This is a genomic window from Bacteroides sp. AM16-13 (assembly GCF_003602705.1).
In the GTDB taxonomy this organism is placed as follows: domain Bacteria; phylum Bacteroidota; class Bacteroidia; order Bacteroidales; family Bacteroidaceae; genus Bacteroides; species Bacteroides xylanisolvens.
The window spans coordinates 73097-85031 of record NZ_QTLK01000018.1; the positions used below are offsets into that span (position 1 = coordinate 73097).

At 44.7% G+C, this 11935-nt stretch carries 6 protein-coding genes; all 6 read left to right on the top strand.

Annotated features, from left to right (window positions below; genetic code table 11):
- Positions 1-64: 64 nt before the first annotated feature.
- Genes DW173_RS15380 through DW173_RS15405 form a run of 6 tightly spaced genes read left to right on the top strand, consistent with a single transcriptional unit; the run spans position 65 to position 11926 of the window.
- Complete coding sequence (locus DW173_RS15380) at positions 65-3232, top strand: SusC/RagA family TonB-linked outer membrane protein (protein ID WP_120144708.1); 3168 nt, start codon at positions 65-67, stop codon at positions 3230-3232.
- Between the two features lie 21 nt (positions 3233-3253).
- Positions 3254-5152: a RagB/SusD family nutrient uptake outer membrane protein gene (locus tag DW173_RS15385; RefSeq protein ID WP_120144709.1), complete on the top strand. Its 1899-nt coding sequence runs from the start codon at positions 3254-3256 to the stop codon at positions 5150-5152.
- A 24-nt stretch (positions 5153-5176) separates the two neighbouring features.
- A complete protein-coding gene (locus tag DW173_RS15390) occupies positions 5177-7948 on the top strand; it encodes a SusC/RagA family TonB-linked outer membrane protein (protein WP_120144710.1) in 2772 nt (923 codons plus the stop codon).
- 12 nt (positions 7949-7960) lie between these two features.
- Complete coding sequence (locus DW173_RS15395) at positions 7961-9742, top strand: RagB/SusD family nutrient uptake outer membrane protein (RefSeq protein ID WP_120144726.1); 1782 nt, start codon at positions 7961-7963, stop codon at positions 9740-9742.
- A 28-nt stretch (positions 9743-9770) separates the two neighbouring features.
- Positions 9771-10691 (top strand): DUF1735 domain-containing protein, encoded by a 921-nt coding sequence (locus DW173_RS15400; protein ID WP_120144711.1) that lies wholly within the window; start codon positions 9771-9773, stop codon positions 10689-10691.
- A gap of 20 nt (positions 10692-10711) precedes the next feature.
- Complete coding sequence (locus DW173_RS15405) at positions 10712-11926, top strand: glycoside hydrolase family 76 protein (protein WP_120144712.1); 1215 nt, start codon at positions 10712-10714, stop codon at positions 11924-11926.
- The last annotated feature ends 9 nt before the right edge of the window (positions 11927-11935 follow it).

Sequence of the window (11935 nt, forward strand, 5' to 3'; positions counted from 1 at the left end):
AAGCTTAGTATATTAAAATACTAATTCGCATTCATAATAATTTTGTTAATTAAATAGAATCACTATGAGACATCAAAGCATGAAACTAAAGTGGATGTGTCTGCTTTTTTTGTCCCTGTTGCTTTCTCCTCCCTTGCTTTGGGGGCAGAATCGTAGCATCAAAGGGCAAATAGTAGACGCAAAAAGTAATGAGCCTTTAATTGGTGTGAATATCACTGTTGAAGGTACTTCGAACGGAACCATTTCCGATATGGATGGCCGATTTACATTAACGGTGACTCCCAATGCCGTACTAAAAATCTCTTACATCGGATATCAGGAGATGCAGTTAAAGGTAGCTGACTTGAAAAAGGATGCTATTATCTCTCTGGAAGAGGATAGCAAGCAATTGGAAGAAGTTGTTGTGGTTGGCTATGGAGTACAGAAGAAAGTCACCAGTGTAGGTTCCATCACACAAACCGGTGGTAACGAACTGATGAAAGGTGGTAGTGTAAACTCGGTATCCGAAGCATTGCAAGGAAAGCTTAATGGAGTGGTAGCTATCAATTCGTCGGGTATGCCGGGCGACAATGAGGTTAAAATGTATATTCGTGGAAAAAGTACTTGGGACAATACCGATCCGTTGGTGTTGGTGGATGGCATCGAGCGTAACATGAATGATGTTGACATGAACGAAATCGAAAGCATCTCCGTGTTGAAAGATGCTTCGGCAACAGCCGTTTATGGTGTTCGTGGTGGTAATGGAGTTATCCTTATCACAACCAAGAGAGGTACTGACACGGCTCCGGTCATCAATTTTTCTGCCAATTACACTTTTAAATCACCGACCACAAGCATGAAGCTTGCTGACCACGTCACTGCCATGCAGGCCTATAACATGGCAATGGCCAACGATGCCAGTTGGGACAAGTTGATACCACAATCTACCATTGATGCATGGAGCAGGGCTTATGCTGAAGGCAACTATGGAGCTTACAACGACGTATTTCCTTATGTTAACTGGTGGGATGAATTGATAACGGGTGGATTTACTCAAAACTATAATATTAACATACGTGGTGGAACCGATTACATGAAATATTTTGCTTCGGCGGGTTATCAGGGTGATGGAGATATCTACGACCTGAAAAAGAATGACGACTTTGATCCGCGGCATACCTACAAACGGTACAATTGGCGGTCGAACTTCGACTTCAACTTCACCAAGTCTACCAAACTATCCATTAACATAGCCGGGAGCATGGGTTATCGCAACAAGTCGATTGATAACGACAGTCCCTTTAATCGTATTCTGACCGAATCCACCAGCGACCATCCGATTATGTATTCTGATGGCAATTGGGGTGATGATGAAGAAAAGAATCCGGTGGCCAACATGAATCTGGGAGGTGCCAAACTTCGTAAAACGTTTCAGGGATGGTATGATGCATCTCTGGAGCAGAAACTGGATTTCATCACCAAAGGATTGAAAGTGGCTGCAAAAGTATCTTATTCGTCTTCGTCGACTACCAATACCGATATTTATCGGGGAGGAGAATCTGCCGACCGAGCCTTAAAATCCATTGTCCGGTATCACCGCGTCTATGATTATGCCAATCCGGTGGTCAATACCGATGGGACCATCACCTATCCGATGATAGAAGATAAAAGGCTTCCGGCTTCCACATCGGAGCCTCTGCCTCCCGGTGTGACTATGTGGGACGGATTGGATGCCTATACGCGTCGTTTCTACTATGAATTTTCTGTTTCCTATAATCGATCTTTCAACGATCACAATGTTAGTGCGCTTGCTTTGGTCAACCGTAAAATTTATGACGAAAGGTACACGGAGAACAATACCCAATACATGCGTTTTCCCAACTACAACGAAGACTGGGTGGGACGTGTCACTTACAACTGGAAAGAGCGTTACCTTACGGAAATGAACATCTCGTACACAGGTTCCGAAAAGTTTGCCCGTGGAGATCGGTTTGGTCTGTTCCCTTCGTTCTCCCTGGGATGGCGGCTTTCGGAAGAACCGTTTATCAAGAAAAGCATAGGCAAGGTACTTACAAATGCCAAGTTTCGTTATTCGTGGGGTAAGGTAGGTTCTGATGCAGGTGCCAAGAGGTGGAACTATATACAGCAGTTTACTTCGGACGGTAACATTACGTTGGGTACAGATGCCTCCGGACAGATTTGGGGTCCTTTGTATCACGAAGGAGATGTAGCCAACCTCAATTCCACGTGGGAGAAATCAACGAAACAAAACTTTGGTATTGAAATTGGATTGTGGAACAAGCTTGACATCACGCTCGATCTTTTCGACGAGAAACGTAAAGACATCCTGATGGAGCCTCAAACGACTTCTTTCATTACGGGAGCCAAATTCAATGCGTTAAACATCGGTTCCACTAAGAACCATGGGTTTGAGTTAGAACTGCATTACAACGATAAAATAGGTTCCGACTTTCGTTATCATGTAGGTTTCACATTGGCTTCGAGCGAGAACAGGGTAGTATTTCGCGACGATCCTGTCAACGGTCCCGACCATTTGAAAGAGGCGGGAAAACCTATCGGACATCAAAATCGCTATTTGGCGGTGGGTAATTATGAAACTATCGACGATGTTTTCAATAATGCGCAGACCGGTTCCATCAATTCGGTAGCTCCCGGTCAGGTGGTGCCTGGTGATTTTATTTACATAGACTTTGATTCCAACGGTATTCTCAATGGTCAGGACAAAGTGGCAGTAGACGAGCTCAACTATCCGTTGCACACGTATGGTTTGAATCTGGGATTTGATTGGAAGGGATTGAGTTTCAGTGCTATGTTTTATGCGCCTACCGGCGTTTATAAATTGGTAGATTCTGTTTATTCTGCTTCATTTAAATCCGGGAAAATTAATGCGCAGCCTGATGTGATGAATGCGTGGACACCTGAAACAGCCAATACTACCGGTCTAAGAGCACCCGCCTTACACTTGAAGAACGACGACGGTGCTTTTAACGGAACCGAAAGCACTTATCGCTATCAAAACTTCTCGTACTTGAGACTGAAAACCATCGAATTAGGATACAATCTGCCTAAGAAGTGGTTGAAAACGGTAGGATTGAAGAGTTTACAAGTTTACGTCACCGGAAATAATCTACTCACTTGGTGGGGCGGCGATGACCGTATTGATCCCGAGGGCGGACAAGTCAAATATCCTATCTTACGTTCGTTTACTTCGGGCGTGCGAGTTTCATTTTAATCTATTAAAACGATGAATTCAATGAAGAAAACATATAAATATGCAGTGATCGGAGTGCTTTCCCTGCTTTTGGCAGGTTGCGAAGACTTTCTGGATAAGCGTGAAGACTCCGGCGGTCTGACGGAAGATGCCGTATATAGCAGTTATGAGTCCATTCGTGGATTCTTGGATCAAGTATATCCTAAGTTAGAAGCCTACAACACATTTGAAGGTGCAGATGATGGAAAGAATCAACGCACGTATGTAGGCGTAATGGGCGATGAGATGTCCGCAACATATAATAAAACCGCTTTTGCCAAGTTTTTTTCCGGATCATGGCTGACTACTGACAAGGCCGCTAATGTGGCAGAGGTCGGCAATGGCAACAATACTCCTGTTGGCAAGGCACTTCCTGCCATACGTATAGTAAACCGGGTCATTGCAAACATTGATAAAGTGCCGTTGACAGGAGAACAACGTAATGAAATTCTAGGGCAGGCCTATTTCTATCGTGCTTGGTTCTATTTCAACGTTATCAAGCGTTATGGGGGCATGCCGATTCTTGATGTACTATTTGCTGGTGGTGATGATGACATTCCTCGTGTCACTTATCACGAAAGTAGCGCATGGATGGTGGGTGATATAGATCAAGCTATTTCTATGCTGCCCGATACATGGCCGGACAATCAGTATGGCCGTCCTACTAAATTAGCAGCTCTGGCATTCAAAGAGATGGCTTTGCTCTACGACGCCAGCCCATTAATGCAGAACGATCTGAACTCTGTTCAAATAAAAAGCTATGATCAGGAACGTGCAAAGGCGGCTGCAAAGGCTGCATGGGCAGCTATCACCTATATGAAGCAGAATGAAGCGAAAACAGGTGTACGACTGGCAACTGCCGATGAGTATATGAATCTGTTCTGGTTTCCCGATACGGAACTCAAGCGTGTAGAGACTATCTGGTGGCGGCGTAGAATACCTAGTGATACCGATCGTTCCAAAACAGTACGTGCTTTTTGGCTTTATGCTGACATGACGGGAGGAACCGGTTCGGAATCATTCGCCCTTTGCTGTCCTACACTAAATGCGGTAAATATGTACGAACGTAAAGGAGCAGATGGTGTTTACTATCCGATTGATGATACCCGGTCGGGTTACAGTTTCGATCCGGAACATGCTTTCATTAATCGTGACCCTCGTTTCTACAACAACATCCTTGTTCCTGGTGATACTTGGGGAACTTATCAGAGTGGGAAACCCTATTACATCCGTTTGTGGAGAGGTTGTAGAGCTTATGATGCCTATGCGTCGTCAAAGCATACCAACGGGCGAGATTTATCGGGCTTTATGTGCAGGAAGTTTATATGGCCGGAGGCAAACTTTCGTCATGATGAATCGTTAAAAACAACCAAACCGTTTCTTAAGAAGATTGCTCAAACCGTCTTTATCCGTGCTACGCAACTTTATCTTGATTTTGCCGAAGCCTCTTTTGAAGCTACCGGAAGTGCGACTGCTAAAGTAGAAGACTGTGGTATGACGGCAGAAGAAGCCCTTAATACTATCCGCAACCGTATCGGTGTGACGGATATTCCTTCCGACATCGTGTCCGATCCCGAAAAGTTCCGCAAAGCCTATCGCAGGGAACGGGGAGTGGAACTGATGTTCGAAAACCATCGCTGGTGGGATGTTCGTCGTTGGATGATCATGCACACACTGTTTAGCGAACCCTATCCGATAAAGGGAGTTTACTTCGATCCTGTAGGCAGTTATGAAGACGCAGAGAATGGGCAGTCTGGTACGCGTCCGGCAAGTTTCACTTATACGGTGTTTGACATGGAGAAGGAAATTCGCGGATTCTCGAATATGCGCAACTATTGGTATCCATTGCCGCAACACGATGTGGATGCACTTCACAATTTGCAGCAGAATCCCGGTTGGTAATCACACTTTAATATTTTGATATTTATGAGAAATAGTTATAATAGATTCTTAAAAGGATTGTTCGCCGGCATCTTCTTCCTGGGGATAACATCTGTTGCGAATGCCCAAAAAGAACAGCCGGATTCGGTAAGTGCCGTAAGCCGGGTCAATATGGATCACCTGAAGAAGTATCCTACTTTGCAACTGTCGAATGCGTTGCAAGGACAGGCTGCCGGACTGATAGCGATCCCTAATGTGGGAGGTATCGGTTATGATAACTCTACTTTCTATGTGCGAGGTCTGCACAATAATGGAACGAGCGAAGCCATTGTGATTATCGATGGTATCAAACGTCCGATTGATGACATCCTGCCCGAAGAAATCGAATCCATACAGATTTTAAAGGATGCCACTGCTAAAATTATGTATGGAGAGCAGGCTACGAATGGAGTGATACTCGTTCGTACCAAACGGGGGAAAGCCAATGAACGCGTGATTCGTGTAGGATTGGAATACGGTATACAACCGGTTACTCGTATGCCGGAGTTTCTCGACTCTTACAATTATGCCACGCTGTTCAACGAGGCTTGTGTAAACGATGGTATACAGCCTTTTTATTCGGCAACTGATCTTGAAGGTTATAAAAATTCGAAGGGTGTGAATGATTTGCGTTATCCTAATGTCGATTATTACAAAGAATTTCTACGTGACGCAAGTACATTCCGCAAGGCTACGATCGAATTGAACGGAGGTACAGAGAAAGCGACTTATGCCGTGACAGTAGGCTATACCGGCAGTTCAGGTTTGGAAAAAGTCAGTGATCGTTCGAATTTGAATCGTATCAACGCGCGAGGTAATTTGGATTTGCGCATTACCGACTTTCTGACTGCTTCGGCTGATGTAGCAGGACGGATTGAGAAGAAAGATTGGGGGGCTGTGGATGGAGCCACGCTGTTTAGTGAAATCTCTACCCTTCGTCCCAACGAATATCCTTTTATGATTGCTCCGGAAGATATTAATGGTCGCGATGGAGTCACCACCGACGAATCGTCTTTGATATTCGGAACCAGTGTCCGCAAGACTAACAACCTGTATATGGATATGGCTTATGGAGGCAACACTTCGGAACGTTATGTGAATAGTCAGACCAATTTAGGATTGAAGTTTGACCTGAAATCATTGACTGAAGGTCTGACGGCAAATGCTTATGTGACATTTGATAATTATAGTTACTTGCGTCAACAGTTACGTAACGCTTATCCTACTTATTCTATCGAACGCTACCTTGACGATGAAGGGGAGGAAGTGCTTCGGTTCACGGAACGTAAGAGGTTGAATTTGCCCAAAAAGCAATCTATCTCATCCAACGATACATATCGTAACTTTGGATGGCGTGCCAACGTAAACTATGAACATTCATTCGATTTGCACGATGTATTGGCAGAAGCCGCTTTCCGTTATACTACTGAAGAGAAAACCGGTAATACACAAGATGTGAAAGACGGCACTTTTACCTTTCGTGGTAACTACGCTTACAATAAGCGTTACTTTTTGGAAGGCGTTCTCTCGGCTATGGGGTCGAACCGCTTTAGCGGCAGTAACCGCTACTTCTTTGCTTATGCCATTGGGGGAGCATGGATGATTTCTAAGGAAGATTTCATGAAAGATGTAAAAGCCGTTAATTCGTTAAGGTTGAAGATTAACTACGGACATTTGGGATATGCCGGCAATACGGGACATTTCCTTTATCGTACTAACTGGAAGAACGGTGATAAATTCGAACACAAACCTAGTACCGGAGGTCCAACTACCGACTTGGTGCGTTATGGCAATCCGGACTTGAAATGGGAATATTCCAATGAACTGAATATAGGCATAGAGGGACGTTTCTTCAACAACCGCCTTTCGGGTGACATAAATTATTTTCGCGAAATGCGTAAGAATATCATTGGAAAGAACACTGCTAAATACGCTGCTGTAGTGGGAGACTTTATTCCTGCCGAGAACATCGGTGAAGTGATGAACCAAGGCATAGATGCGCAGGTAAGGTGGCAAGATAAAATCGGTGAGATTCATTACAATGTGGGGGTGAACCTTACTTTCACCCAAAACGAATTGCGTAAGAGCGATGAATTGGACAACATCGAAAACTACCGTAAGAGCGTGGGACGTGCCACTAGTACTATTTTTGGTTTGCAGGCAGAAGGATTGTTTGGTAAAGACGTGCAGTTGGCAGGGCATCCGTTGCAAAGCTATGGTGCCTATCAGGTAGGCGATATCGCTTATGCCGATTTGAATGGTGACAATATGATTAATGATAATGACGTAACCGATTTGGGACAAAGCTTCCCCACTACCACGATGGGTATTGATCTTTCGTTGAATTACAAAGGTTTTGGTCTTTACATACTGGGTACAGCTACGACAGGCGTCACGAATATACTTTCTAGTTCGTACTATTGGAACAACGGCCTGGACGGATATTCCGTATTGGCGCTCGACCGTTATCATCCGGTAAACAATCCTACCGGGACCCAGCCCAGACTGACTACCACCTCCGGAGCAAACAACTCCCGCAATTCCTCTTTCTGGTCGGAAAACGGGTCGTTTTTCCGTCTGAAGAATGTGGAGTTGAGCTATACGCTTGCCAATAAAACGGGCAAGTTTATAGGAAAAGATTTCAAATTCTTTGTGAGGGGAACCGATTTGTTTGTACTTTCGGGCATCAAAGACTTAGACCCCGAACGTATGTTGTCCGGCTTGACCAACTATCCGACTTACCGAACCATTACGGGCGGAATATCCATTAACTTCTAAATGAAAGAAATGATGAAAAGATTTAGATACATAATAGTCCTTGCATGGGTTGCATGCATCGTAAGCGCCTGCACCGACCTCGATACCAAGCTGAATAATCAATGGTCGGTGGATGATACATGGACCAACGGTGAAAAGGCACAAGGTGTGCTGCTCTCGGTTTATCAGGATGTATTGACCGCCCCTGATGCATGGGACGGCAACTTTCTGGATGCGGCAACAGACAATGCCATGACACGTGTTTACGATTCCAGTGTTTATCGTGCCGGACAGGGCGGCTTTAGCCGCACGAACAATCCCTTGGGAAATTGGAGTGCTTGTTATGATCAGCTGCAACGTATTCACACTTTCCTCGACAATGGACTTACGGATGAGGTGAGTTACAATATATCCGACAATAAAATCGACCAGGCTTACAAAAAGCGTTTGCGTGGAGAAGCTATTTTTCTTAGAGCATGGTGCAGTTTCAATCTGTTGAGAATGTATGGTGGAAAGACCGATAACGGACAAGTGTTGGGCTATCCTATCGTAACACATTATATTACTCCGGAAGAAGCGGCGCATCCGGAAAGTTTTTCGCGCGATAGTTATGAAGATTGCGTCAAGCAAATTTGTTACGATTGTGACGAAGCAATGGCGTTACTTCCATTGACTTATTCCGGAGGGGATGCCGTATTTGGCAACGATGCATTCGGTCGTGCTTCGGGATTATCCGCCGCAGCACTGAAAGCACGAACGCTACTCTATGCTGCCAGCCCTGCTTATCAGCCAGATAACATTGTACGATTGAACGGCATGGGCGATTATACGGTGTTGGACGAAACGGCTTACCAAGCCAAATGGGAACGTGCGGCCAATTATGCCGATGAAGTGTTGGCAATGAGTGGAATGACGAACTACTCGGCATTAGTTCCGAAGAACCTGTACGATGGAGGGGATGACCAATCGACTGAATTTCTTTTTCGCACATTTATGGGACGTAATCATGGTCTGGAGCAACGGCATTATCCGCCGTTCTATTTCGGGAACGCGCAGACCACGCCTTCGCAGAATCTGGCTGATGCTTTCCCGGCAAAGAATGGATTTCCCATTACTGATGCGCGGTCGTTGTATGACGAAACTTTTCCTTATGATTGCCAGCGTGACAACCGTTTCAATGTGAATCTTTACTATCAGGGACGTCAGTTTGGGGCTAATAGTTCGTATATTGACGTTACTCCGGGCGGAAAAGATTCCGGTTACATGAACGTAAATGCTACACGTACGGGTTATTACTTGGCAAAGTTTATGAATACGGTTGCCGACTTTCTGAAACCGCTCGAAGAACAGGATTCCCGTCACTACAATCCGATGTTGCGCAAAGCAGAGGTATGGCTCAATTTCGCTGAAGCATCCAATGAAGCTTTCGGACCGAAAGTTGTGGGACCCGGATGCACCAAGTCTGCCTACGATGTGATAAAAACTATTCGGGAGAAGTCAGGCGGAATTACCGACGTGACTTATTTGGACGAGATGGCTGCTTCGAAAGAAACGTTCCGTACATTGATACAAAATGAACGCCGAATTGAATTTGCGTTCGAAAATCAACGCTTCTGGGATTTGCGCCGTTGGCTGTTACCTCTCAATGAGCCTATTTATGGAATGAAGGTCACTCGTGACAGTTCAGGCGATGACGAATTCGAGGTGGTAAAGGTAGAAGATCGCCCATTAAACGATGTTCGCTATTATTACATGCCATTGCCTTATTTAGAGGTACAGAAAAATCCTAATCTTATCAATAATAAAGGATGGTGATTGTGTTTAACTATAATAAGAAGAAAGTATGAAATCTGCAAAACTTTTACTGTCCGCACTCCTGCTGTTAGTCGGGATGACGGCATGTTATGACGACTATACTCACGACTACGAAGGAGCCGACATGGGCTTTGCCGTAGCAAAACCGCTGCGAACTGTGATTAGCGACCGTGATATGAACATTTATGTCGGAGTGGCTATTGGTGGGAAACGTGAAATAGACATGAATGATTGGGCGAAATTTACCATTGACCCCTCCTTGCTTGAAGGAACGGGGAAAACGTTGCTTCCCGCCAACTATTATACACTGGCGGATCCGGAATATTTCCGTGTGCGTAAATCGAACTCTCCGGTAGCTGATGTAGGCATCAATTTTACTGATGCTTTCTATAGCGATCCGCTCTGTCTGACGGATCATTACGCACTCCCTTTCCGAATGACGGAAAACTCGATGAACGCTTTGAGAGAAGGAGCCGAAACATGTGTCGCTGTTATTAAATATATCAGTACTTACGCTGGCACTTATTACCGCATGGGAAGTGTAACTGAAGTGGATGCCGGAGGAAATCCTGTTGGTGCACCGGTAAGTTATGGTAATACCAAAGATATTATCAAATGTAGTACTACCACTTTTAAGACTACGACTCCGCGTGTAGTGGTGTGTCCCGGTGTAGGCAATAAGTTGGAAGCAGTAGGTAGTTTGACATTGACAATGGATGCCAACAAGAATGTGACAGTGGAAGGAGTGAGCGGCAAAGCGGCAATCACCAATGCAACGGGTACCTATCAGACTGAAGGAGACTACGATTATGTGGCGAAGGCTGGTACTCGTGCTCCGCAGTTCGATCTGGAATATACGTATGAGAACGGTGGCAAGTATTATCATGCGGTGGAGAAACTGGTGTTGCGTCAAGATCCGCTTTATGATTTGCGCGTAGAGACTTGGTAACCATAAAAAAATGAGTAAAGATGAAAAAAATACTATTAATGCTGCTGTTGTGTACTCCTTTATTATATATGGGGTGCAAAGCAGAACCTGAATGGGTAAACTTGATAGCACAACAGGAACAGGAAAAAGGGCAAGAGGAGGAACAGGAAGAGGCAGACTCTGAATTCAAGTGGGCTAACCTTGCCGACAGTTGTACAACGGTGCTGATAAACCAGTTCATGAACAAACCGAAAGGCACTTTCTGGGCAACACCCGCAAATGAGAGCAATAACTCCGGCAATATCTATTGGCAGCAAGCGCATGCCATGGATGTAGTAATCTATTCCTATCAACGTATTAAAGATAAAAATCCGAGTTTGGCTGATACGTATGAAAACTATTTTAAGTTGTGGTATGATAATAAAGCCAATAACTATGACAAGGGTGACACAAAATATGGGACTACCGGATTCGGAAATCGTTTTACGGATGATATGTGTTGGATTTGTCTTACCTTGATACGTTTGTCGGAGGCTACCGGGGACGATACCTATATCAATATGGCTAAGACTGTTTATGATACTCAAATTATCACCCGTGCATGGGAAGACGAGAAAGGGAAAGGACTTCCGTGGAAAGAGTTAAGTGTTGATAAAACCAGAAACGCTTGTACGAATGCTCCGGGTTGTCTGGTAGCGGCAAAGCTCTATCTGAAGTTTCAAGATGCGAAATATCTGACGGATGCGAAAACACTCTGTGCTTATGTTAATGCCAATATTCTGAAAAGTGACTATCGGGTGGGAGAACCTCCTCTGACTTATACACAGGGAACATTCGGCGAAGCTTGCCGACAGCTATACCACATTACACAGGAACAGTCATACATGGCAATTGCGGAACAGGTAATAAGTTATGCCTTTACCAGTACTCGCTGTACTAACAAAGGATTTCTGCGCGACGAAGGGACAGATATGAACCAAAGCATTTTCAAAGCAGTGTTAATTCCCTATGCCGTGAATCTCGTTTTGGATGATGCGGCATCGGGTACTGTTAGAAATACGCTGACGCTCAAATTGCAAGACAACGCGGAAGCTTTGCGAAAAAACATGGACAGAACACAATGGCCTGCCATGTATTGCAATTATTATTGGGGAAGTTCATTCAACTCGGCTAATATAGCTTCTATGGGAGCGCAGGCAAGCGGTGCTTCTTTAATGGAAGGAGTGGCTCGATTGGAGGCTGCTCAAGCAAAATAAAGTTTTAAT